Source organism: Bacillus sp. z50 (genome assembly GCF_058313585.1).
The window spans coordinates 96,761-120,592 of sequence record NZ_JBZFQL010000004.1; the positions used below are offsets into that span (position 1 = coordinate 96,761).

A 23,832-nucleotide genomic window follows, 5' to 3' on the forward strand; every position below is an offset into this window, starting at 1 on the left:
CAGGGTAACACTCTCAATTGAGGGTGTTACCCTTTTCGATTTTCTTTCTATATAGTTTATCGCCCCTCACTTGACGCCGACTATATAATCTTATTCAGCGACCTTCATGACGAAAAATGTTTTGTTTCAACAAACAGTGGAAAAGTATACACATAGATGAAAAATATAGGAGGTATTCAGTTATGAGTGAAAGATTTAATAATGCGCCAGGACAAGAGCAAGAAGTACAACCGGGATTGCAGTATAAAATGGATCCCGAACCTATTACCGTTACTTCTTCCTATAAAGGCAGTGGGAAATTAAAAGATAAAGTGGCTATTATTACTGGCGGTGACAGCGGAATTGGCCGATCAGTTGCAGTCTACTTTGCCAAAGAAGGCGCCGATGTAGCTATTCTTTATGTCGATAGAGAACAAGAAGATGCCGAAAAAACAAAAGAGCTTGTAGAAGCGGAAGGCCGAAAATGCCTGTTAATCACAGGCGATGTTGGATATGAAGATGTTTGCATAAATGCTGTAGAAAAGACCGTTGAAACATTCGGTAAACTCGATATTCTTGTCAATAACGCTGCAGAACAGCATGTTCAAAAAGAATTTACTGACATAACGTCAGAACAATTGGAACGCACATTCCGAACCAATATATTCGGATATTTTTATATGGCAAAAGCAGCCATGAAACATCTTCCGAAGGGCGGCAAGATTATCAATTCTGCCAGTGTAACAGCTTACCAGGGTAATCCATTGTTAATTGATTACTCATCTACAAAGGGAGCGATCGTATCCTTTACCCGTGCCCTTTCCAATAGTGTTGCTCCTAAGAGAATCTATGTGAATGCCGTTGCACCGGGCCCTATTTGGACACCGTTAATTCCCGCATCCTTCTCTGCTGAGCAAATTGAAGAAAGCTGGGGTCAAAATACACCGCTTGGCCGTATTGGGCAGCCTGATGAATTGGCTCCTACTTATGTTTACCTGGCAAGTGATGACTCGTCCTATGTTTCTGGACAAACCTTGCATGTAAATGGCGGCAGTGTCGTTAATGGATAATGGATAAAGATAGAAAACGGTGAAGACACCTTTAAGATGTCTTCACCGTTTCTTTATAAAAGTACCTTATTTTTTTGTAACAGATGATCGAATAATGAATTGATGCGGAATAATCATACGCATTGTTGGTCCCTGAGGGTTCTTTATTTTGGAAATCAGCAATTTGACTGCCTGATACCCCAATTTCTCTATATTGATATCCACAGAGGAAAGAGGAGGCTTTGACAATTGAGAAATTAAGACATTATTAAAGCTTACTACTGAGATATCCTCTGGAACACTGATATCCATTTCATCAAGCATGTTCAGTACACCAAGTGCCATAAAATCATCAGCAACTATCAATGCTGAAGGAGGTTTTTCAAGATTCATTAATTGCTTGACTGCTTCTTTACCGCCTTCAAGCATGAAATCTTCATGAATCGCATATTCTTTTAAAATAGGTATTCCAGCTTCCTTCAATGCTTCCTCGTACCCTCTCATCCGTTCAATCGTGACGACCAGATGGGCACTCCCTCCAATAAAGGCGATATCCTTATGCCCGTTCGCAAGTAAATAATCGGCTACATCCTTGCCGGCCTGAAAATTATCGTTATCCACATACGTAATACTGCTGTCATGCATTGGTGGTTTTCCAATAACAACAAATGGGAAATTTATTTTATATAGATAGTTCAATACGGTATCGTCAACTTTAGAGTAAAGCAAAATAACTCCGTCCACTCTGCCGCCATGTACCATTTTTTCAACTTCATTAAATATTCCTTCATCCGATATCCCCGTAGTAATATGTAAGCCATACAAGTCTTCATGCGCAGCCTGGCTTAAACCCTTCATAACCGTAGAGAAAAATGGATTTAAAAAAGATCCATCTCCAGACTTGGGCATAACGATTCCTAAAACCTCACTTGACTTGTTTGCCAAGCTTCTCGCTATAAAATTTGGATGATAGCCGAGTTCTTCCATTGCTTCTCTTACTTTTCTTTTTGTCTTCTCGCTTATTCTTGGATTGTTGGCAATTACTCTGGAAACTGTCGAAGGTGCCACATTTGCCAATTTCGCTACGTCTTTTATCGTTATCGCCATACGATTGTTCCCCATTTCCTATTCAGCGATCTGTTTGAAGAGATAGACTCTTGATTCATATGGTGATAAATAGATATTACCCTGTTCGTCTGTTTCTTCACTATGATTATTATAATTACTAAGGATTAGCTCCCCTGTCAACCCATTGAACACCGGTAAAGTAATAGCTTCACTATCTTTATTGAAATTACAGATTACTAAAGCGGTTTGTTCATCTGTATATCTGGAGTACATGTACACATTAGGATCATCTTCAAGGTAAAGCTTATATTCACCATAAACAAGACAATCATACTGCTTGCGCAAGCGAATCATTTTTTTATAAAAGGAAAGAATCGAATTGGAATCCTGACGCTGATGCTTTACATTAATCTCCTGGTAATTTGGATTCACCTTCATCCAAGGTATTCCTAATGTAAAACCACCGTTTAACGAATCATCCCATTGCATTGGTGTTCTGGAATTATCACGTCCGTTTTTCCATATTACCTTCATAATTTCAAGATGGTCTCTTCCTTTGGCAGTTTCTAACTGATAGTAATTCTTCATGCTAATATCATCGTAATCATTAATAGAAGGAAAGGCTACATTTGTCATGCCAATTTCCTGCCCTTGATAAATAAAAGGGGTACCCTGCATGAAGAAATACATAGTTCCTAGCATCTTAGCGCTTTCTTGCCAATACTCCTGATCGTTTCCCAGTACGGATACAATACGTGGTTTATCATGATTTTCAATGAACAACGCATTCCAGCCTTTACCATGTAATACAGTTTGCCATTTTGACAGGATTCTTTTTAATGATACAAGGTCGAGATCAACTTCAGTTTCTTTTTCCCATAGGCTCAAATGCTCGAATTGAAATACCATATCAAAAGCACCTTTTTGCTCTTCTACCCAGGGGTCTGCATCTTCGGCTCTTACCCCACTTGCTTCTCCCACCGTCATAATGTCATAGTTTGAGTATGTTTTCATCTTTAATTCTTGAAGGAAATCATGAATCCCATCCTGGTCCGTATACATCTTGAAACCTTTTATCCCGTTATCATCTAATCCTGCTGCATCTGGAAAACCAGCCTTCTTTTTTATATGGCTAATAGCGTCAATACGGAATCCGTCAATCCCTTTATCTAACCACCAATTGACCATATTATAAACGGCCTCTCTCATATCCTTGTTCTCCCAATTCAAATCAGGCTGTTTTGTTGCAAATACATGCAAATAATATTGCCCACTTTCCACATCATATTCCCATGCACTGCCGGAGAAAATACTCTCCCAATTATTCGGTGGGCCACTAGGGCTTCCATCACTCCATATGTACCAATCTCTTTTAGGTGAATCTACTGATGTTTTGGATTCTAAAAACCACGGGTGCTCATCACTTGTATGGTTAACAACCAGATCCATTATTAATTTCATACCCCGTTTATGAACTTTCTCCAGTAATTCGTCAAAATCCTTCATCGTTCCAAACTCGTCCATGATTGCTTGGTAATCACTGATATCATAACCATTATCCGCATTGGGGGATTGATAAATAGGGCAAATCCAGATAACATCTATCCCCAGTTCGGTTAAATAATCAAGTTTATTAATTACCCCTCGTAAATCTCCAATCCCATCTCCATTGGAATCTTTAAAACTCTTTGGATATATTTGATAACAAACTGCTTCCTTCCACCATTTCTTATTCAAGCACTTTCATCCTCACTTATGCTAGTCTATGATTATTATTAAAAAAAAGGAGAGAAATAACATCCCTCCATTTTCGTTCAATTATGATTGTTTTGCCGTTTGCCTTTTCTTCGTGCCAAATAAAGGAACCCAAAGAACAAGATATTAACTAAAACGATTACAGCAATGAATACATAATTTACGCCGCTTTTTTCTGCTGCCAAATAGACTTCTGATGTTTCACGATCCAAAGTAATTGAATAGGTATCATTACTTTTTCTGACCATATCTGCATTAAGCCTGCCACGTAACTCTTCACTTGCTGGAAGATTAGCTGCATCAAGTTGAATGGTTTTTGTTTTCGAGCTATTATTAATCGCAACTATCATTATTTGGTCTTCATACTCTCTTTTGTAGACGGCCATTCCATCCTGCTCGTTCAAAAGTTCAAGAGTTCCTTTCCTTAAAGCAGGATATTCTTTACGCAGTGCAGCTATTTTACCAATATATTCAATTAAATCCTTATCTGTTCTGAAATCCATCATACGGCGATTATCAGGTATCTCATTACCATTCATGGCTATTTCGGATCCGTAATAAACCATTGGGATACCAGGCATGGTATACATATGGGTCATTAGTAATTCCCATCTCGTTCCAGGGAATTGATTATGATCCTGCATTGACTTAGTGAATCTAGGTATATCTTCTGTATCAACCATAACTCCCAACTGATGTGGCTGACTCATCGTTTGCATTCGTTCATTCCAGATAGTGAATAATGAATTCATCTTCTGATCCGGTTTAGCAAATACCTCTCTCAACGCTTCCATTTGTTGTTTATCTAGTACACCATCAATGCCTGATTCCTGAAGGCCAACCAAATCAGATGTATTTTCTATAGTACCATTACCAAGTAGAAAGAAATCATTTTTAACCGATTTCATTTCTTTACTGAAATTACTCCAAAAATCAACAGAAACATACTCCAAATCATTCAAGCGATAGCCGTCAATATTGGTTTCTGTAATCCACCACTTCGCAGCATCCAGCAAGTAAGCAGATACTTCAGGATTTTCCTGTGCTAAATCTGGTAATCCATCTATCCATCCAGCCTGCTTCCCTTCCTGGTTACTTGCAGAGGTCACATCTTTTCTTTCATGAAACCAATCTTCTTTTGCCGAATCCTTAAGCCATGGATGATTAGGTCCGACATGATTCGCATTAAAGTCAACGATCACTTTCATATTACGTTTATGAGCTTCTTGCACTAACTGTTTAAATTCCTTTAATGTTCCATAATTCGCATTGATCTTTCTATAATCCAGAGCCCAATCTCCATGATAGCCTGATTCTGTGTTTTCAACGATTGAATTCAGTGCAATAGTGGTAAAGCCCATTTCCTGCAAATAATCTAACTTTTGCATAATACCGGCAAAATCCCCGCCTTGGTATGTATTAAGATTATCAAGGTCCACACTATGATCGTTTTTCGTATTACCATTATAAAATCTGTCCACCATGATGAAGTAGATGGACTCATCCTGCCAATCTCTTCCCTCTATTTCCTCCGCAGATACTGGAATTGTCGAAAGTAAGATAAACGGCGCCAGCAGAATGGCCATTACTTTTTTTAACATACTAATTTCCCCCTTATTTCTCCCATCAAAATAACCTTATCCCTTTGTACCGCCAGCCGTCAATCCGGAAACAAAGTATTTTTGGAAGAATAGGAAAAGGGTAGCAATTGGAATAGCAATTAAAACCGAACCTGCTGCAAACTTGGTGAATTCTGCTCCAAATTTCTTACCAACCAGTTCATATAAACCAACTGCAATCGTATACTGATCACTTGAGCTAATTAATATTTTCGCTAAAATAAAATCTCCGAAAGGAGCAACAAAAGCGAATAACGCTACAACCGCTATGATTGGTTTTGCCAAAGGCAGGACGATTTGGAAGAAGATACGTAAATGACCAGCTCCATCCATCTTCGCACTTTCATCGAGTTCACGTGGAATGGTATCAAGATACCCCTTCATCAACCACGTATTCATCGGAATTTGTCCACCCACATACAGTAAAATTAAGCCGATATGTGTATCCAGCAATCCTGTCCGAACGGCCAATACATAAATGGCAATCAAGGCTGCAAAGTTCGGGATCATTTGTAAAATCAAAAAGGTCATTAATCCATTTTTTCTCCCAACAAACCGATATCGTGAAAACGCATAGGCTGTAAAAGAAACCGTAATAACCGTTAAAATCATTGTCATAATACTAATTTTAAGAGAGTTAAAGTACCAAATCAGATAATCACTGTTTTTCATATCAAATAGCTCTTTATAATGGTCGAGCGTTGGATTTTTGGGAAACATCGTTGAACCGGACAAACTGTTCCCCGGATTAAAGGATGAGCCTATAATCCAAAGAATTGGATAGATGACAATGGCAAACATGATGGCTATGACTATATAAGATAAGGTTAAGCGGATCATTTTATTCTTTTTTGAACTCTTCATTACATCATATCCTCCTCTTGGAAAGACTTAGTCCGTTTGAATTGCCATAATGCTACAGACATGACAATTAGTGAAAGAATCATCGTAACTGCGGCAGCTTTTCCATATTGAGCCGATGTCATTGTCAATCTATAAATCCACGAAATTAATATATCCGTACCCCACGCATTTTGACCCGGTATGGCAGGGCCTCCGTTATTAAATAAAAAGATTAAATTAAAGTTATTAAAATTAAACGTATACTGTGTGATTAGTATAGGCGCAGTGGCAAACAAAACGAGCGGTAAAGTAATTTTTCTAAATTTCTGCATCAAGCTAGCCCCATCTATCGTGGCCGCTTCATATAAATCCTCCGGTATAGATTGAAGGACTCCTGTTGTCATGGCAAAAATAAACGGAAATCCTAACCAGCCCTGAATGAGAATTAAAGCAAGTCTTGTCCAGTTTGCTTCCGTCATCCAATCCACTGGAGGTAATCCAAGAGCCGGAAGAATCGTCGTATTGATAATACCAAATGATTCATTAAACATACCTGAAAATACAAGGATGGATACAAAGGCAGGAACGGCCCAAGGCAAAATCAGGACGGTTCTAATGATAGCCTTGCCCTTTAAATCTTTCTGATTAACCAATACTGCCAGAAAGACTCCGAGTGCAATTTGTAAAGTCGTTGCTGTAAATGTCCATACAATAGTCCAGCCAAACACTTTAAAGAATGTGGTTCTCCATATTTCTATTTTAAAAATATCAATAAAGTTCTGAAATCCAATCCAATCGACCAGATTTGCAGGCGGGGAATGATACAAATCATAGTTTGTGAATGCCAAAAGGAAAGAGAAGATAATCGGAAATATAACAACGAAAATTAATAACAAAAATCCCGGAGAAACAATTAGATAGGGGAATCCATTATCAATTAAATTTTGATATTGCTCGCGTATAGAATTTAATGCAATCTCTTGGTCTCTCTTTTTACCATTGTTATAAGCATCGTAAATATTAAAAGCGTAAATACCTAAACCAATAATCGTTACAATTAACGTTAGAATGCCGTCTATCAATAAAATAACAGAATGATCAAGCTTCGGAATTTCACCTAAAGTGACCAATCCCCAAAATCCAATATTTAACATATCTGCAAAAGCAATAAAAAAAGAGGCTGTCAAAATAAGAAAGATAATTCCTTTTATGTATTGTTTATTAAAAAACTGTCCAAACCCTGGAATAATCGAAAATAAAGCAGCCTTTTTAGCATAGTTGGTTTTTGTTTGAGCAGGAATTATATCCATCGTGGGTTTTTCCCCTTTCTACGAAAAGAATTGGCTATATTCTGTGAAAGCCCAGAAACAAACTTTCTAAAGGGAAGATGAACAAAGAGAAAGTCTCTTCCCGAGTTTTCACTAAAATGCAATATAACCAATACCTTGTTATAAAAGGATAGGCCATATCCAGAATAATTGGATACCGCCTAACCCTTACCTAGCATTATTTTTTATGGTTGGTATCAATATTTGTTTTGATTGTCTTCGCTGCCTCATCCATTGCAGATTTAGCATCTGCTTTACCAGTTGCGATTGTCTCTAAAGCCGCTGCCATCGGGGACCAAACTTCTCCCATTTCTGGTATATTAGGCATTGGAATCGCATATTGGGATTGCTCTGCTACTGCTTTAGAAAATTCATTGTCAGCAATAATTGGATCTTCAATCAATTTTTTAACCGGAGGAATCTCCTGTGTTTTTTCATAACGAACTTTCGCGCTATCATAATTAGTTAAGTGTTCAACCAATTTAGTAGCCCAATCTGTATTTTTAGAGTAAGCTGACACGTGCCATCCTTTAACACCCATGAAGGTTTTCATGTGTTCTCCATTTGGAAGTGTCGGCAATGCAGTTGCTCCAATATCTATACCTGCATCTTTATATCCTTGGAAAGCCCAAGGTCCATTTTGTACGGAAGCCAGTTTTCCTTCATTAAATAAACCATCCTGTGCTGAACCGCCGCTTTCTCCAATAATCCCTTTAGGGAACAGGCCTTCTTTATACCATTTAGCAATAAATTCAGCGCCTTCAATTGCACCTTCATTATTTAGTCCCAAATCATCACGGTTTAGAGATCCATCTTTTTCTCCAAACACATAACCACCCATACCGCCAATTACACCATATGCATGATAAAAATCATCCCATTTAGCTGTAAATCCATATGTTTTGCCTTTTGTGTTCTCTTTTGCAAATGTATATAATTCATCCATTGTTGCAGGCGGTTTTTCCATAAGTTTCTTGTTATAAATAAAGACTGGTGTTTCAGTAGCTTTTGGCAAGCCATATAATTTACCATCATAGGTTTGTGCCTGAACAGAAGATTCTGTAAAAGTATCGATTACACTTTGGTCTACTTTTAGTTCAGCTAATACACCTTCAATAGCTAATTGACCAATTTGATCATGCGGCAATGTGATAACATCCGGACCTTTTCCAGCTGGTCCATCCAATCTGATTTGTTCACGAATCTTATCTGCCATACCCATTTCTTTATATTCAACTTTAATTCCATGCTCTTTTTCAAATGCTTTTATAGCCGGCTCTAAGCCAGGTCCTTTATCTGTATCTTCCCAAATGACTAGTTTTTCAGGTTTATCCGTATTCGTATCTTCCTTACTGCCTGTTTCTTTCTCTCTGTCTGGTCCACAAGCAGCCAGTACGCCAATTACGAGCATGAGCACCATTAACATGGAGTATGCTTTTTTCATGGGTCAACCCCTCCTCTTATAATATCGCTAAGTAAACAAACGTTTGCACATAAGAATGCACTTGATGTTCAAATATAATAATTTTTGTATTAATTTTCTAATGAAAACGATTGCAGACTCAACACCTTTATTATACTTATTTATCAAAATTTAACAATAATAAAATTGTGAATTATTTATTAAGTTATTTTACATCGTTTTATGGGTAAAAACACATTGTTATTATCTGAAATTTTCGAGATTGAAAATTTATCATTAACTGATATAGTTAATGAATAGAAGGCGCAAGCGTTTGCATTAATATTCACTTGTATATTGAGAGGAGAAAGGTTACATGGAAAAAGCATCTGTTATTCACTTTGCAAGAGATCAATTTATGTATAGTTCATCATTAAACTCCATTACGATTATGATCATGAGTAAAAAAGATGATATTGAAAAGATGGAGTTACTATATGGTGATCCCTATGATTTTCAGGGCAGTGAATGGATTTACAAAGCAAAAAATATGGACTATACCGGCAGTGATGAACTGTATGATTATTGGCGTTCTACCATTGATCTTCCCCACCGCCGAGCTCGCTATACTTTCCGTTTAACAGATAAGAATGCTAAAACAGCCTATTATTCTGAAAAAGGTTTTTACGAGGAACTTCCTAAAGTCGGCCTTCTCTTTGCTTTACCATATCTTCATCATACAGAAGTATTCAGCGCACCAGAGTGGGTTAAAGATACTGTTTGGTACCAAATCTTCCCCGAACGGTTTGCAAACGGGGATGCAAAATTAAATCCTAAAGGTACTTTGCCATGGGGAAGTGCCGCACCGACACCAACCAATTTCTTTGGCGGTGACTTGGCAGGGGTCATCGATCATTTAGATTATCTCAAGGATTTAGGCATTACTGGAATTTATTTCACCCCTGTATTTCATGCTTATTCCAACCATAAATATGACACCATTGATTATATGGAGCTTGACCCACAATTTGGAACGAAGGAAACATTAAAACGACTCGTTGAAGAAAGCCACAAGCGCGGTATAAGGGTCATGCTTGATGCGGTATTTAATCATAGCGGCTATCATTTCAAGCCATTCCAGGATGTATTAGAAAAAGGAGAAGATTCCAAGTATAAGGATTGGTTCCATACGCGCAGCCTTCCAATGGTTGAAGAAAATCTCAACTATGATGCCTTTGGTTTTGTAGAAACAATGCCAAAATTAAATACAAAGAATCCAGAAGTAAAAGAATACTTGCTAAATGTGGCTAAGTATTGGATCCGTGAATGCAATATTGATGGCTGGAGACTAGATGTAGCCAATGAAGTAGATTTTGATTTCTGGCGTGATTTCCGTAAAGCAGTCAGATCTGAAAAAGAGGATGCATACATACTCGGCGAAATTTGGCATGATTCCATGCCGTGGCTGCGTGGAGACCAATTTGATGCTGTAATGAACTATCCATTCTTAACTGCAATCTTGGAAATTTTCGCCAAAAACACCATCACACCTACACAGTTTGCTGAAAAAATGACGAAGGTTTATCATATGTATCCACATATTGTGAATATGGCGGCCTTCAATTTAATCGGAAGCCATGACACACCTAGGATTTTAACAGAATGTGAAGGTAATCTTGATAAAATCAAACAAATTTTCACGATATTACTTACCTTTACGGGAACGCCATGCATTTATTATGGCGATGAAATTGGACTAGATGGTGAAGATGATCCGGGCTGCCGTAAATGTATGCCTTGGGAGGACAAAAATCAAGACCTCGAGCTTCGTAAGCATGTGCAATCCTTAATTAACTTACGTAAAGATCATAAGGTCCTCGCCAATGAAGGTGATCTTCTCTTTGTAGCTCATGATCCTGATGTAGTTATGTATAAAAGAGAAAGCTCTGAATCTCTTGCCTATGTGTGCATTAATCTTGGCAAACAATCAAAGTCTATTTCTTTGAAAGAATGGAAGAGTGCTAAGCCACTTTACATGGATTCTAAAAGTCAATGGAATGATAAAGGTCAGCTTACACTTTCTGAAGACGGATATACGATTCTTTCTGTTTCTAAATAAAGTATCTATAAAGCCGCCTGTTTTTGGGCGGCTTTTTTCAACAAAATGCTTTCCATTCTTCAGCAATTATCTCCATAAAACTTACCATAGATACAAATAATCCACTTAAGGACTGTTTTTATCTTAATTTTTTCCTCATGATAATATCCGTTTCTATATATCCTAATTTCTCATATAAATCTCGTGCCCACTTATTGTGACCAAAGACGTGAAGCCCTATATAGTTAAGACCCTGATTTTGGGCGAAGATTTTAATTTCTTACATTGCCTCTTTTCCATAACCAAGTCCTTGATTATCCTTCCAAATATTAATCGTTGAAAGCTGAGCAAGCCAAATCATACCTACTTCTCTCTCTTCCTCACGAATAGAGAATAGGTGATGATTAGCGGTATCTTTTCCATCAGGTAATAACCTTTTAAATTCTGCAGCAGCCTGATCAATTGCTTCTGCCTCCTTCCAATTACCAGCCTTTAAGTGTTCATTTGCATAGTTTTTAATTGCATAACTTGATAATTTTGAAACTCATCTGATTTCATTTCTTCCAATCTAACCATTGCCTTCCTCCTATTAAATGAAACTTATCTATAACTTACCTGCTTTAACTCACACCTAAATATTCACTATATTACCAATAAAATAACAAGTTATGTATAACAGTCATCCATATCGCTTGTTAAAGAGCACTTTTTTTGAAAAGAAGATTACAAATTTTTTTCTTTTGGGCAATTTCTGTCGTAAATGCTATTTTTATATGTATAATAAATAGAGGATTTTTATAGGAGGATATAAACAAATGAATATAGCTTTAATTATCTTATTTAGTACAGCTGTCGTTTTACTTCTTATTGCATTTATGAAAATGAAGAAGCAAACGAAGGAGGAAAAAAGGCAGTTAGAAAGTTATTATGCAGTCATGCTCGATGAAACGAACAAACTGCAGGAGCAAATCAATAGACTAGAATTAAATGCAGAGGTTACTGCTCAGGAAGCTGGTATCATGACTCATCACTCTGAAGAACGCCAAGCTATGGTGAAAATGCTAGACTTATATAAGCGCGGCTATTCCACTAAAAGTATTGCCTCTATGCACAAACTTACGGAGGAAGAAGTAGTAGAATTGCTTGCTCCATACGAAGGCCCTAGCCAAAGAAGGAGGAAAGTAGCCAATGACGCCTAAAGTTCTAAGTAGCTTTGCTGCTGGGATCATTGTGGCAGCAGGTGTGTGCGGCGCCGTATATTATTCCTCCTCTGAGGAAGAAACGGTTACTCAAGCTGCAGAATCTCCCAAAAATACCATCACTAAAGAAATGACAGAAAATGAAATGAAAGATGAGCTATCTTCTTTGGGATATGTTATAAAAACAGAGGATGAATATTCCGCTGAACTGAAAGAAGCAGAGCAAACTGCAAAAGAAACCTCTGAACAGCAGGATCAAAAAGTTATCTACAAAACAGTAATAAATGTAGCTAGCGGAATGACCAGTATTGATGTTGCTCAAGCGTTGGTTAAAGGAAAAATCATTAATGATGCTTCTAGCTTTACGAAAACAATTGAAAGCAGAAAGCTGGAAAACAAACTGAAGCCTGGCGTATTTGAAGTTGATAGTACAATGTCCATGGATGAAGTCATTAACCATATATTCAAGTAATATAATGGCCGGGAGCCTTGGAGACTAAATTTACTCTGAAGGTTTCCGGCTTTATATATATTGTTTCATTCTGTTTTTCTTCTAGTATAATGGATTAATCCTCCAATAACTTTCTATTTAGTTCAGAGATTTAAAGAGCAGCTATTCAACAAAGCTTCTGCTAATATAATATCTTTCTTAACACTTGAATATTCTCCACCATCCTCTATACACCAACACACGCTCATAAGAGTTTCGACATATAGGCATTGCCTTATAATAGAATCTGGGATAGTAAGCTCTTTTTCTAAAACTTCAATGATATTGTTTATTTTCTTATACGTTTCCCTATCTTTTTTATTATCAAATTCATTTAATATAAAACGCGGAACATCAAACACTGGGTCACCGATGACACCCTTAGGATCAATAATTATATATTCTCCATCCATACCAAGAAGGATATTATCATGATGTAAATCACCATGAAGCAACGCCTTTTCAGAATACATAGCTGAAATCGATAAATAAATATTCCTTGCTTTTTTCATATATAAATATAGCTCTCTACAATCTTTTTGTTTGCTCATGTATTCTGTTATTCGATCGACCCATTGCATATAACTAGGATAAACCACAGATTTAGATGGGGAGATATGAAGTCCTTTGTAAAAGTGACAAAAAACAGATAATCTTTTTTCAAGTGAATTCTCTTCTCTCAAAGATGTACCAGGCTGTATACGGGCTTCAAGAATGACACCATTTTCAATGTCCGCTTCAATCACTCTACAAAATCCCCGCGCATGATATTGACATAATGTATGATATTCTGAAATAATCTCTCCTAAAGAAGGATCACCTAGTTTCAGGACCACATCACCATATTTTTTAGATTGACACTTAAACACTACCTTTGCGGAATAAGACGGAATGAATTGAATAGCTGTTAAACTCCACTTGTCAGCATAATATACAAGATCTAACAAGACCTTCTTATAAAAATCCAACCCAAAGCGATTAATTATTTTTTCACTTTCGGTTTGACTGAAGCAAAAAGAGAAATCAATCAATATACTACCTCCGTCTCATGTTTTTTTATGTAGAATCACTTTTTTCTTAGACCTTATAAAGCTGCTAAACCATATCTCTATATACTTATTCATCTACAAAATTATTTCCTTATTTCATTCTTAACCGGTAAACATAATACAAAGGTGTAAAACCACAGATAAAAATAACACCTCCTACAAGCAGACCTTCCCCCCATCCATAGCCAGGTGTAATTGAAATGAGAGAGGCAGAAATGACTACAATAGCTGTCAATACTATTAAACTTATCATAAATGATTTTTTAGGATTAATGTTTTCTTTCTCATGTTCGATACTTACACTCATTGATAAATAAGCAGACACAACAGAAGTTAATATAAATAAAAACCAAAAAGGATTTGAACGCATTTGTTCAAGGCCGCCCTGAAAAAAATCGTATCCAAGTATACATAGAATACCAAGTGTTTGTATGGTATAAGCTATTTTAATATTTTGTAAATTTTTGAAGATAAGCCTCTCATCTGTAATCTTTTTCATTCAATATTCTCCTTTTCAATCCAAAAGATTTCATCTAATTTTGTATTTACTGTATAGCAAATTTGCAAGCATAGCTTTAATGATGGGTTGTATTTCCCTTTCTCAATAAGACTAACCGTTTGCCTTGTAATACCAACAGCTTCAGCCAATTGCTGTTGCGTCAAACCTACTCTTACACGAGCAACTTTTACTAAATTTTCCATAATACACCTCGATGTTAAAGTAACATATATATTCCATAATGTAAAATATAAATTACATAACGAGATTCTTCAGTTATACCGTATTTTGCACGAGAAAAGGCTGCCATGATATAGGCAGCCTTAGTTTTACTTATGAATCCTCCAAAGTAATATTGTAATGCTTAAACCATAAATGTACTTGAATCAAATAAGCAAGTAATTGCGGACCGGACATCAATTGCCCAAACCATGGCTTTTTAAATGAAGATCCTCCAGTATCAACAAGGGCTTTCAGCTGATCTTTATCGAAGAATTCGAATAGGGGGGAATCCCCATCCTCTAATAATTCCTCAAGCCAATCCTTCACAAGCTTTGTATAAAGAGGATTATGCGTTTTCGGATATGGGCTTTTCTTTCTGTATAAAACATCTTCCGGTAGGATTCCCTTCAAGGCTTTCCTTAGAATTCCCTTTTCCCGGTTACCTGCCATTTTCATATCCCACGGTATATTCCAGGCATATTCCACTAGACGATGATCTGCAAATGGAACACGTACTTCTAAACTTGCTCCCATACTCATTCGGTCTTTACGATCCAACAGATTGGTCATAAACCAGGTCATATTTAAATAAAATAACTGCCTTCTTTTTGTTTCTAAGTCAGATTCTCCCGAAAGCAAAGGCGTCTCCTGTAGACTTTCTTGATATTTATGCTTTACATACTCTTCAAGAGATAGCTTTTTTCTCCAGTCTTGTCTAAGTAATTGATTTCGTTCATGGATAGAGCGCATCCATGGAAAAGTATCGTTTGATAATTGTTCAGGATTATGAAACCATGGATAGCCTCCAAAAATCTCATCCGCACATTCTCCAGAAAGACCGACGACATAGTCCTCTTTGATTTTTCTGCAAAACCAAAGCAAAGAAGAATCGATATCTGCCATACCCGGTAAATCTTTTACGATTACGGCCTCTCCCAAATTATTAATCAGTTCTTCCTGACTGATGACACAATAGTGATGTTTCGTGCCAAATTCCTGATTCATTAGTTCAATCCAATGACCATCCGCATTGGGCTGGAATTCATTCGCTTGAAAATGAGCAGCATTATCCTCATAATCAATCGAATACGTATTAAGAGCAGGTTTCCCGTCCATCTGATATTGCTTGGCAGCAATTGCTGTAATGGCACTTGAATCAAGTCCGCCTGATAGGAATGTACATAATGGAACATCTGAAACCAATTGTCTTTTTACAGCATCCGTCACTAGAAAACGGACCTTTTCCACGGTTTCATCTAGACTCTCCTGATGTGTTTCACTCTTCACATTCCAATATCGGTTAATTTTAAGTCCATCTCTATTAAAGGTTAAGGTATGTCCTGGGCGGAGTTCATGAATATTTTTAAAAACCCCTGAACCAGGTGATCGTGAAGGACCAAGTCCGAATATTTCTGCAAGTCCTTCTCTTGTTAGAACCGGCTTGACTCCCGGGTGAGCCATAATAGCTTTTATTTCAGAACCAAATAAAAATTGGCCATTTTGTAGGGAATAAAAAAAAGGTTTTACCCCTAATCGATCTCTTGCCACAAATAATTGTTGTTTGGCTTCATCCCAAATCGCAAAGGCGAATATCCCATTAAAAAAATCCACGCATTTTTCTTGCCATTCCATATAGGCAGTTAACAGAACTTCAGTGTCCGAATGGCCAGTGAATGAATATCCTTTTAATAATAGTTCTTTTCGTATATCTTCTGTATTGTAAAGTTCACCATTATAGCATAGTACAAATTGATTCCCATTTTTTTCACGGATCATAGGTTGTTTTCCACAGATCGGATCCACCACAATGAGCCTTTTATGTCCCAAACCGACATGTTGGCTATCCCAAATATTCGTGTCATCCGGTCCACGTTTTGAGAGTGTATTTGTCATTTTAATGAGAATCTCTTTCTCTTGATCAATAGATCGATTAAATTCAACCCAGCCAGTAATACCGCACAAAATGCATCATCCTTTCAAACAAGCAAATGGCCCATTCCTGCTAACATGATATGCATCTTACACAAAGTTGTTAATTGTCCAACTTTAAGGGGTGGGGTTATAAAAGAAGATGCTTATGTTAAGAAATAGAAAACAGTGCCATAAATTTTATCATTACAAAACGGATATGCAGTAATTTGAGTTCTACATAGACTCTTTTATCTGCACTTGGAGGCGCACAAATGAAAAATCAACTTAGAAATCAACTATTAAGTAAACAGCTGCGAGCATATACAGAAGGAATCTTTGAAAACATCAATGATCAATGGGTCTTCTTCGATGAAGAAACAGATGAGGCATACCCACTTGAGGAATATATGAATAATGAGATATCCATTTATCGTAATAATCGTTGGAGAAAAGGGACATTAGTAGAAGACGGGAAGCTTTTATCGGGCAAAGAGCTTATTTTTATAAAAGATGAAGACCAGGTTCGTATTAAAAAAAATTTACAATACTCTTTGGAACGATTACTGGAGGAATTAAGGGATGATGCTTTCTTTCAATTCATCACGACGTTAAACAGCATGGATTTCTCTGCTTATGACTGTATCTATGGCTATAACCAATTATCCTTTTCATCTACAGCCCAGTCATCAGGCACGAACTTTTTCATTTTTGATAATGGTGATTATATCTGCTCTGTCCACCACCATTTTAACGAGCACAACAAAGAACAAAACCGCTTTGAATTTACCCTGAATACTGGAAAACGAATGATCATTGAAAAATTAGTAAAGAACAAGGATTAAGGACACTGGCAGCTCATTTCATTTTCACACATCTCCAATCCATTTTAAATCGTGATAACCTAAAGTACTTTCAGCTCGTGAGCACTTTAGGTTATATACTGTTTACTTCAAATGAAAGGCTGTCTGCTATAGGCAAATTACTTTTTAGAGGGGTTTTATTAGGAGGATACCCTATTTCAGGATTGATGTTTTTTCAGCATTTGCTGCAAATAAGCTTCTGATTGGCCTTTTGGTATGCTAAGACTTTCCCACTCTTTACTCTTTATTTGTTTACCTATATAGACGATTTGTCCAATGTGATACGCATAATGAGCTAATTGTCTCTCAATAGCGTCTATTACCAAATGGCTTTCCGCACGTATATATACTTTCTTTAATAAATCTTCACCGCCTAAATTATGTAATGCTTTAAAGAGAGTATTCCATCCGTCTTCTAAAATACCGATCATTTCATCCTTTGTTAAAAGATGAGTTATAAATTCCTGTTCCCGATTCCGATTAGGCTTCTCTCCATCCGAATTCAAGAAATCGGTCCATCTAGATACCATATTGCCGCTTAAATGCTGTACGATAACAGCTACACTATTGGATTCCTCATTTAAAGCCCAATGTATATCTTCTTCTGATAATTGTGAAATTGCTTTATCTCCAAGACTTTTAACACTTTTAAATCGTTCCTTAATAATCCTTAAATACTCATTCTCCATACTCATCAGTATCCTCCCACATCATAAGTCAGGAAATTTTATATCATTAACCGTAAACATTTCTTGTTTAAAATCTACTTTGAACAATTTAACCAATATCAATAAAAAAAGTTTTCTATGCTGCGGAAGAAAATAGACACCCTCCTATCCATCCAACTTTTACATATAAGCTATTCAGTATCATTTTAATTACTGCACTTACAGATACCGACTAAAGTAAATTCAATTTGAATTCATGAAAGACCCCGTCCAATAAGGTTTGCAGAAACCGGCGTTTTTCCGATTCCTCTTGCCCAAATTGATAATTGTCCCATATGGTGAATTTCATGGGCAATGGTATGTCTCATGATTTCTCCCCAAGTATCTGTTACAACTTTTCCATCATATGAGGTACCATACAATAACCGATTTTCCATTGTAGCATTCCAGTTATTCACAAAGCTTGCCACTTCCAGATGAAATTCTGCGTCCAATTTCCGGACCTTATCCAAACTTCTATAACCCTCAAAACTCTCCTGAAATTCTATTTTACCTTCCAATAAACGTATCCAGCTCCATTCAACATCAACTATATGGAAAAGTGTATGTAATATACTTCCCATTCCACCCGTTCTTTTTTGCAGAAGTTCCTGTTCACTTACCCCTTCGCACCAACGATACCATTCTTCTCTTACCATCCAGTTATATTTAAAAAAGATTTGCAAAAAAATCCTCCCCCTTTTTCAGTAAATATAATCATTTAATCTTTTCATAGAACCTTTCAACTTCTCCTTTTGATTTCAAAATGATAATCTCTTTGTCTTCCGCTAGCTGTTTGAGTCTGTTTAAAATTTTTGGTTTTTGCTTTTTTGGATATTCCCAGATCCATTTTAAAAACTCGAAAGAAAATCTCTCCTCACAGCCTTCTCCCATATCTGGTCTTGTTTTATTTCGATATTGGAGCATTCTTTTAAATGCTCTGTAAATGCAGATTGTTCTCGGTATATCAAGAAAGATTATCGTATCGGCTACATTTAACCTTATATCCATCGTGCTACTGTAATTACCATCAATAATCCAATATTCTTTTGTTACTAGCTCATTTTGAACCTGTATTTGTTCCTCTTTAGGAATGCCTACCCATTTAGGTTTCCAAAATAATGAATCGAGATGATAGACATTTATATTCAACTTTCCACCTAGTTGTCTTGCTAAAGTTGATTTCCCTGAACCTCCAGAACCAATAAGCATGATTTTTTTCATATGAATCCCCTGTCAAAATAAAAAGTTTTAGACTATATCCTTCTTCTATTACCGAACTTCAATATTATAATTTCAACAAAATTAGTGTTACTCCTTCTAAAATCAACGTATCTAACTAACTCAAACGAAAAATAATAAAATAGTAAAAATGCCGGCCACAATCATGCGGCCGACTTCATTTATTATTTTCTGATGATAAGGTAAAAAACTGCGCTAATAATCCCACCAATCAATCCATCCATCATATCAAACATCGTATCCTTATGATCTCGCCCTTGAGCGGTAAAATGAAATAATTGATCGCCCGCAAACTCGAGCAGCTCCCATGCACCAGCTAGGCAAAGCGCAAAGATAACCATGATACTAGCCAGAAACGCTTTCGGCAATTTTTGTGTAAGCTTCTCACCAATTATTTGCCTAGTGAGTACCAATGCTGCATACCCAAGCCAAATACCTGAGGTAACATGGAGGAAATCATCAAAGTGCTTAATCGCGTACGCTCCGCCAAATGTACCAATACCTACTGAAATGAAAATAAATAAATACGTCATCATCATAAGCGGCCCGTCAAGCGGCTTTTTTGCTTTCCATTGCCACCCCCCTAATACTACTAAGCTTATACAAGTTAAAATACCCATGAATCCTTTCGTACCGTCACCTTCTATGAACATTATTATCGTTGCAGCCCCCATTAACAGTGTAACTATCCAAAAAGTGATTGTTTCGATTTTAATTCTATGCATCACTGTTTCTCCTCTCGCTGTCAAAAAATTATATTTAGTAATAAAATATGCTGAATGTATGGATGCGTTTTATATTCGTAATAAATAAAAAAAGCCGCACATTTGGCGGCAGCATCAAAGATCCATTTGAACAACTAGCTCAATTAACATTTCTCATTGTTTGGTAAGAAAATATATGAACACCGCTATGTTGCATGATATTCACACACTTCATTATCATAGAAAAATGCTTCTATCCTATTAAATTGATATGAAACTACCAAGTATTTATCCTGACTGAATAATAAAAAAGCGGCTTAGCCATTGCCTCTGACTGTTTCTAGCTACCTTCATTCACTAGGTTATAGAACCATAACGGACAATCCACATAATGACCATATAGTTTTAATAGTTTCTTTGAATATCCAAGATACCGGATAAACTAAAATTAATATTCTATGAATCATAGAGTAGTATTTCTTCGACATTTACTTTCAAATAACTCGAGCAAGTACTCTATTTTTTCGGTGTCGAACCCATTGGCAAAAGAACGGTCTTTTCGGACCCCGGACCCAAAATGGTATTCCTTTGCATTCAGGAATGAATGCAATTCCTGAATATGCTCCTTATCCAGGCCACCGCCGATTAAGATCTCAGGACCCGACCATCCATCTGATAACGTAATCAGCTGCTGCAGTGTTTCCCTGCCTTCATAGGCTCTACTTTCACCGCCGGAAGTTAGAATCCGCTTTACATGCTGGGAGTACTGACAAAGCACTTCGAGTCCCTCTACATAAGACTTTAGTTCATCGAACGCCCTATGGAACGTAATATCAAAATGCGGTACTTCCTTTATCACTTTCTCCAGTAGATCCTGGTCGATTTTCCCATTCCTCAAGCAGCCAAATACAATCCCTTGTACACCCAAATCTGAAAAGGCTTGAAGCTCTTCTTTCATCGACATCCAATCGAACTCATCATATTCAAAAGAATAGCTATGCGGTCGCAGCATCACCTGAACAGGTATCTTCACATTTTCGATTACACGTTTTATTGTTCCATAACTTGGGGTTAGTCCGCCTTCCGACATAGCAGACACTAATTCCAAACGGTTAAATCCAAGCTGCTCTGCTTTAATGGCATCTTTTTCATTTTCCACTATACATTCCAAAATCATATTATCACCTGCTGCTAGTTCACATTATTTAATCGACGGGATGATATCCCTATAGAGAAAATTATTATTTTATAAACTTCATTATAACAAAACGAACCGAGCGTTATTTTATAAAACAATCAAAATATAACCATTGGTCTAAATAGTAAGATTGAATACTATAAGGGTTTTCACCTTACAAATATAGGTTTAACCCCTTCCCTCTGTAAGTATCTGTAAGTATCTGTAAGTTCAAAATCACAGTCACTAATTCCTTGGAATCACGACAGCATTGCACGCTTTTTCATAAAATTCCAGTGGTCCAGCCTGCCCGATGATTGCATATTCATAGCCTATTTCCTGCATCTCTCTTAAACAATGATGAAGGAGAATGAATCCTATTCCTTGGACTCGATTTGATAGAGTAGTACCCATCGGACCGAACAATCCCTTCCTTTTTCTTACTACATCAAAGCAAGCGAATCCAATAATTTGGTTATCGTCTAAAGCGATGAAAATAGGAATATTATCTTGTAAAAAACCATTTTCAATTGAATCCAGCCACCCATTTCCAAATTCACTTTCCACAAAGGCTTTTAACGATGCGGCATCATTTTGCTCCGCTTTCCGATAATTTATATTACTTGTTAAAATACTTGGGAATTCATAATCCTTCAGAGGAACAAGCATATCTCTAGGGAAGGACATTATTGCAAGTATGCTGGAAACATCTAAGCCTTCCAGTATGGAACTTGTTGAATGATCATTGCTTTTAAATATTGCATCAGCCAGATGACCCTCATTCAAATAAATCTGGTTAAAGTGTTTCATTCGGTTACTTGCATGTATTAATACCTGATCAGTCGATAAAGAAATGTTCATTTTAAAGGACTCATAACTAATTCCATGTTCGTATGTATTCGAGTACACTTCTTTAATCCGCTTAATTAACAGATTCCGAAGTTCTGGATTCTTAATAGATAGCTCAGCACAGACACCAGTCCTTTCAAGCAACATTCCTAGTACTAAATGAACTGGATAAATAATATTAGTTATCCTTTCGGCTTCTATTTGCGCGTATTTAAAAATTCTCAAAGTACGTTCCGTAAATCTCAAGAACTTCATCTCCCTTCTGAATTTAAATTAATTCTGGAAGTAAAATGAAAAAACCTTTTATTATAATAAATTTATTAGATTAAATAAAAAAAAGCCCAGTCTCGATCGACTGAGCCATAACTTATCCGAATAATTGAATACCAATAGGTAATCTAAAGCCTAGCAATAACACTAATACAAACGCAATCCAAAACTGGATGAAGAAAGATTTGTGATTCTTTCCTTTTGATCGCTTCACGTTTGTCATTTCCATTGCAGCGATTACCCAAACACCAATAACCGTCTTGGCGATGTATTCACCACTAATATTGGAAACATTCATTAACATCATGATACCTGTTGCAATAATTAATATGTATAGCACCCTATTAATCATCATCATTATTTTCAAATTTTTACCTGTCATTTTTAAAGACACTAAGAACACAATAATAGATAACACCCACATAAAAATATGTTCATAAGTAGACCCACTCATAAAATCCCCCCACTTTCAGCAATATTCAACATAATAGTAGCATACTAGGTTGTAATCTTCGAACATTATGTATTTACAATTTATTTAGAAATGATAGATTTCAAGGTCCCAATCGATTCTATAGTTATTTCAATCACATCACCGTCTTTTAAATAACGCGGTGGTTTAAACCCTTTTCCTACTCCTGCCGGTGTACCTGTCGCAATAATGTCGCCAGGCTCAAGCGTTATTCCTTTTGAAATAGTAGCGATGATTTCGTCAATAGGAAACAAAAATAATGACGTTCTGGCATGCTGCCTTGTTTCCCCGTTTACTTTTGTTTTAATTTCCAGATCATACGGATGTGGCACATGATCTTTTGAAACAATCCATGGACCCATTGGACACGTACCATCCAGGCTTTTTCCCAGGAAATATTGCTGATGCTTTGATTGCAAATCTCTTGCTGTAATATCGTTTAAGATGGTATATCCAAAAACATGATCATAAGCTTTTTCACGGGAAATAGAGGTTCCCTTTTTGCCAATTACAATAGCCAATTCCCCTTCATAGTCCAGCTCATTCGTTACTTCTGTATGAAGAGGCACAACTTGTTTATGGGCATTGACTGCGGTTGGAGCCTTCGTAAATACAATCATATCCTCCGGTGGAACCCCGCCATCAAATTCAGTAGCATGTGCAGCGTAATTTTTACCTACACAAAAAATATTTTTGTGCGGACGCGGCAGAGGAGCCAGCCATATTAAAGAGTCGATTGATTTACCTTCTGTTTTCTCTGCAGCTTGTACCCATCCCTGAAGCTTTGGCAGCCATGTTTCAGATTCTTCAATCAAAGCCTGTAAAGAAGTTGGCAATCCTTTCAGTACCTCACTGGATTGCCTAATTACTTCTAAAGAATAAAATAAATCCTGATCAATCAGTCCTGCTACTGCTTGTCCATTATCATTGACGGTTGAAAATTTCATCCTTCCCACATTCCTTTCATATTGGTTTAAAACCATTTATGCAGCTCTTTTCTGCTACAAAATGATAAATTACTTATCTCTATCCTTTTAAGC

Annotated in this window: 23 protein-coding genes; 5 read left to right on the plus strand and 18 right to left on the minus strand. The window is 36.8% G+C overall.

The window, feature by feature from the left end; genetic code table 11:
• The first annotated feature begins 182 nt into the window (after positions 1 to 182).
• Positions 183 to 1,049, plus strand: a complete 867-nt coding sequence (locus tag AC4G3N_RS13065) for an SDR family oxidoreductase (RefSeq protein ID WP_491090318.1) — start codon at positions 183 to 185, stop codon at positions 1,047 to 1,049.
• Between the two features lie 66 nt (positions 1,050 to 1,115).
• On the opposite strand, the gene AC4G3N_RS13070 is transcribed toward AC4G3N_RS13065, so the two are convergent.
• The 6 genes from AC4G3N_RS13070 to AC4G3N_RS13095 form a co-directional block, all read right to left on the minus strand.
• Positions 1,116 to 2,135, minus strand: a complete 1,020-nt coding sequence (locus tag AC4G3N_RS13070) for a LacI family DNA-binding transcriptional regulator (RefSeq protein WP_066101581.1) — start codon at positions 2,133 to 2,135, stop codon at positions 1,116 to 1,118.
• Positions 2,136 to 2,153: 18 nt separating this feature from the next.
• Positions 2,154 to 3,833: a glycoside hydrolase family 13 protein gene (locus AC4G3N_RS13075; protein WP_066101584.1), complete on the minus strand. Its 1,680-nt coding sequence runs from the start codon at positions 3,831 to 3,833 to the stop codon at positions 2,154 to 2,156.
• Positions 3,834 to 3,910: 77 nt separating this feature from the next.
• Positions 3,911 to 5,452: an alpha-amylase family glycosyl hydrolase gene (locus AC4G3N_RS13080; protein ID WP_139891449.1), complete on the minus strand. Its 1,542-nt coding sequence runs from the start codon at positions 5,450 to 5,452 to the stop codon at positions 3,911 to 3,913.
• 36 nt (positions 5,453 to 5,488) lie between these two features.
• Positions 5,489 to 6,334, minus strand: coding sequence for a sugar ABC transporter permease (locus AC4G3N_RS13085; RefSeq protein WP_066101590.1), 846 nt, complete (start codon positions 6,332 to 6,334; stop codon positions 5,489 to 5,491).
• Positions 6,334 to 7,623 carry a carbohydrate ABC transporter permease gene (locus tag AC4G3N_RS13090; protein ID WP_066101593.1) on the minus strand — a complete coding sequence of 430 codons (1,290 nt, stop codon included), beginning with the start codon at positions 7,621 to 7,623 and terminating at the stop codon, positions 6,334 to 6,336. Before AC4G3N_RS13090 ends, AC4G3N_RS13085 begins: the two co-directional genes overlap by 1 nt.
• A 196-nt stretch (positions 7,624 to 7,819) precedes the next feature.
• Positions 7,820 to 9,085 carry an extracellular solute-binding protein gene (locus AC4G3N_RS13095; protein WP_066101595.1) on the minus strand — a complete coding sequence of 422 codons (1,266 nt, stop codon included), beginning with the start codon at positions 9,083 to 9,085 and terminating at the stop codon, positions 7,820 to 7,822.
• Positions 9,086 to 9,419: 334 nt separating this feature from the next.
• Between AC4G3N_RS13095 and AC4G3N_RS13100 the strand changes: the two genes are divergently transcribed.
• From AC4G3N_RS13100 to AC4G3N_RS13110, 3 genes are all read left to right on the plus strand, one after another.
• Positions 9,420 to 11,162, plus strand: coding sequence for a glycoside hydrolase family 13 protein (locus AC4G3N_RS13100; RefSeq protein ID WP_066101596.1), 1,743 nt, complete (start codon positions 9,420 to 9,422; stop codon positions 11,160 to 11,162).
• Positions 11,163 to 11,956: 794 nt separating this feature from the next.
• Complete coding sequence (locus AC4G3N_RS13105) at positions 11,957 to 12,340, plus strand: hypothetical protein (protein WP_066101598.1); 384 nt, start codon at positions 11,957 to 11,959, stop codon at positions 12,338 to 12,340.
• On the plus strand, positions 12,330 to 12,812 hold the full coding sequence (locus tag AC4G3N_RS13110) for a hypothetical protein (RefSeq protein ID WP_066101599.1): 483 nt from the start codon (positions 12,330 to 12,332) through the stop codon (positions 12,810 to 12,812). The genes AC4G3N_RS13105 and AC4G3N_RS13110 overlap by 11 nt, the downstream gene beginning before the upstream one ends.
• A gap of 122 nt (positions 12,813 to 12,934) precedes the next feature.
• On the opposite strand, the gene AC4G3N_RS13115 is transcribed toward AC4G3N_RS13110, so the two are convergent.
• The 4 genes from AC4G3N_RS13115 to asnB all read right to left on the minus strand — a co-directional run bounded on the left by AC4G3N_RS13115 (position 12,935) and on the right by asnB (position 16,562).
• Positions 12,935 to 13,861, minus strand: a complete 927-nt coding sequence (locus tag AC4G3N_RS13115; RefSeq protein ID WP_254654684.1) for an aminoglycoside phosphotransferase family protein — start codon at positions 13,859 to 13,861, stop codon at positions 12,935 to 12,937.
• 109 nt (positions 13,862 to 13,970) lie between these two features.
• Positions 13,971 to 14,378 carry a hypothetical protein gene (locus tag AC4G3N_RS13120; RefSeq protein WP_491090319.1) on the minus strand — a complete coding sequence of 136 codons (408 nt, stop codon included), beginning with the start codon at positions 14,376 to 14,378 and terminating at the stop codon, positions 13,971 to 13,973.
• Entirely contained in the window at positions 14,375 to 14,581 is a 207-nt protein-coding gene (locus AC4G3N_RS13125; protein ID WP_491090320.1) for a helix-turn-helix transcriptional regulator, read from the minus strand. Before AC4G3N_RS13125 ends, AC4G3N_RS13120 begins: the two co-directional genes overlap by 4 nt.
• A gap of 130 nt (positions 14,582 to 14,711) precedes the next feature.
• Positions 14,712 to 16,562: an asparagine synthase (glutamine-hydrolyzing) gene (gene asnB / locus AC4G3N_RS13130; protein ID WP_491090321.1), complete on the minus strand. Its 1,851-nt coding sequence runs from the start codon at positions 16,560 to 16,562 to the stop codon at positions 14,712 to 14,714.
• A gap of 221 nt (positions 16,563 to 16,783) precedes the next feature.
• Between asnB and AC4G3N_RS13135 the strand changes: the two genes are divergently transcribed.
• A complete protein-coding gene (locus AC4G3N_RS13135) occupies positions 16,784 to 17,353 on the plus strand; it encodes a DUF2777 family protein (RefSeq protein ID WP_066101611.1) in 570 nt (189 codons plus the stop codon).
• Positions 17,354 to 17,529: 176 nt separating this feature from the next.
• On the opposite strand, the gene AC4G3N_RS13140 is transcribed toward AC4G3N_RS13135, so the two are convergent.
• The 8 genes from AC4G3N_RS13140 to AC4G3N_RS13175 all read right to left on the minus strand — a co-directional run bounded on the left by AC4G3N_RS13140 (position 17,530) and on the right by AC4G3N_RS13175 (position 23,739).
• Positions 17,530 to 18,066, minus strand: a complete 537-nt coding sequence (locus tag AC4G3N_RS13140; RefSeq protein WP_066101614.1) for a DUF1572 family protein — start codon at positions 18,064 to 18,066, stop codon at positions 17,530 to 17,532.
• A gap of 227 nt (positions 18,067 to 18,293) precedes the next feature.
• Entirely contained in the window at positions 18,294 to 18,764 is a 471-nt protein-coding gene (locus tag AC4G3N_RS13145) for a DinB family protein (protein WP_066101617.1), read from the minus strand.
• A gap of 31 nt (positions 18,765 to 18,795) precedes the next feature.
• Positions 18,796 to 19,302 (minus strand): DNA topology modulation protein, encoded by a 507-nt coding sequence (locus tag AC4G3N_RS13150; protein ID WP_066101621.1) that lies wholly within the window; start codon positions 19,300 to 19,302, stop codon positions 18,796 to 18,798.
• 182 nt (positions 19,303 to 19,484) lie between these two features.
• Positions 19,485 to 20,045, minus strand: a complete 561-nt coding sequence (locus AC4G3N_RS13155; protein WP_066101624.1) for a DUF2238 domain-containing protein — start codon at positions 20,043 to 20,045, stop codon at positions 19,485 to 19,487.
• Between the two features lie 442 nt (positions 20,046 to 20,487).
• Positions 20,488 to 21,201, minus strand: coding sequence for a copper homeostasis protein CutC (locus AC4G3N_RS13160; RefSeq protein WP_066101628.1), 714 nt, complete (start codon positions 21,199 to 21,201; stop codon positions 20,488 to 20,490).
• Positions 21,202 to 21,447: 246 nt separating this feature from the next.
• Positions 21,448 to 22,296, minus strand: a complete 849-nt coding sequence (locus tag AC4G3N_RS13165) for a GNAT family N-acetyltransferase (protein ID WP_491090322.1) — start codon at positions 22,294 to 22,296, stop codon at positions 21,448 to 21,450.
• Positions 22,297 to 22,417: 121 nt separating this feature from the next.
• Complete coding sequence (locus AC4G3N_RS13170) at positions 22,418 to 22,774, minus strand: YisL family protein (RefSeq protein ID WP_491090323.1); 357 nt, start codon at positions 22,772 to 22,774, stop codon at positions 22,418 to 22,420.
• An 80-nt stretch (positions 22,775 to 22,854) separates the two neighbouring features.
• Positions 22,855 to 23,739 carry a fumarylacetoacetate hydrolase family protein gene (locus AC4G3N_RS13175; protein WP_148630870.1) on the minus strand — a complete coding sequence of 295 codons (885 nt, stop codon included), beginning with the start codon at positions 23,737 to 23,739 and terminating at the stop codon, positions 22,855 to 22,857.
• Positions 23,740 to 23,832 lie beyond the last annotated feature (93 nt).

Excerpts from the sequence above, each read along its gene's own strand:
- AC4G3N_RS13065 (WP_491090318.1), top strand. The coding sequence starts at position 183 with ATGAGTGAAAGATTTAATAATGCGCCAGGACAAGAGCAAGAAGTACAA.
- AC4G3N_RS13070 (WP_066101581.1), bottom strand. The coding sequence starts at position 2,135 with ATGGCGATAACGATAAAAGACGTAGCGAAATTGGCAAATGTGGCACCT.
- AC4G3N_RS13080 (WP_139891449.1), bottom strand. The coding sequence starts at position 5,452 with ATGTTAAAAAAAGTAATGGCCATTCTGCTGGCGCCGTTTATCTTACTT.
- AC4G3N_RS13085 (WP_066101590.1), bottom strand. The coding sequence starts at position 6,334 with ATGAAGAGTTCAAAAAAGAATAAAATGATCCGCTTAACCTTATCTTAT.
- AC4G3N_RS13090 (WP_066101593.1), bottom strand. The coding sequence starts at position 7,623 with ATGGATATAATTCCTGCTCAAACAAAAACCAACTATGCTAAAAAGGCT.
- AC4G3N_RS13095 (WP_066101595.1), bottom strand. The coding sequence starts at position 9,085 with ATGAAAAAAGCATACTCCATGTTAATGGTGCTCATGCTCGTAATTGGC.
- AC4G3N_RS13100 (WP_066101596.1), top strand. The coding sequence starts at position 9,420 with ATGGAAAAAGCATCTGTTATTCACTTTGCAAGAGATCAATTTATGTAT.
- AC4G3N_RS13105 (WP_066101598.1), top strand. The coding sequence starts at position 11,957 with ATGAATATAGCTTTAATTATCTTATTTAGTACAGCTGTCGTTTTACTT.
- AC4G3N_RS13110 (WP_066101599.1), top strand. The coding sequence starts at position 12,330 with ATGACGCCTAAAGTTCTAAGTAGCTTTGCTGCTGGGATCATTGTGGCA.
- AC4G3N_RS13120 (WP_491090319.1), bottom strand. The coding sequence starts at position 14,378 with ATGAAAAAGATTACAGATGAGAGGCTTATCTTCAAAAATTTACAAAAT.
- AC4G3N_RS13125 (WP_491090320.1), bottom strand. The coding sequence starts at position 14,581 with ATGGAAAATTTAGTAAAAGTTGCTCGTGTAAGAGTAGGTTTGACGCAA.
- AC4G3N_RS13135 (WP_066101611.1), top strand. The coding sequence starts at position 16,784 with ATGAAAAATCAACTTAGAAATCAACTATTAAGTAAACAGCTGCGAGCA.
- AC4G3N_RS13140 (WP_066101614.1), bottom strand. The coding sequence starts at position 18,066 with ATGAGTATGGAGAATGAGTATTTAAGGATTATTAAGGAACGATTTAAA.
- AC4G3N_RS13150 (WP_066101621.1), bottom strand. The coding sequence starts at position 19,302 with ATGAAAAAAATCATGCTTATTGGTTCTGGAGGTTCAGGGAAATCAACT.
- AC4G3N_RS13155 (WP_066101624.1), bottom strand. The coding sequence starts at position 20,045 with ATGCATAGAATTAAAATCGAAACAATCACTTTTTGGATAGTTACACTG.
- AC4G3N_RS13160 (WP_066101628.1), bottom strand. The coding sequence starts at position 21,201 with ATGATTTTGGAATGTATAGTGGAAAATGAAAAAGATGCCATTAAAGCA.
- AC4G3N_RS13170 (WP_491090323.1), bottom strand. The coding sequence starts at position 22,774 with ATGAGTGGGTCTACTTATGAACATATTTTTATGTGGGTGTTATCTATT.
- AC4G3N_RS13175 (WP_148630870.1), bottom strand. The coding sequence starts at position 23,739 with ATGAAATTTTCAACCGTCAATGATAATGGACAAGCAGTAGCAGGACTG.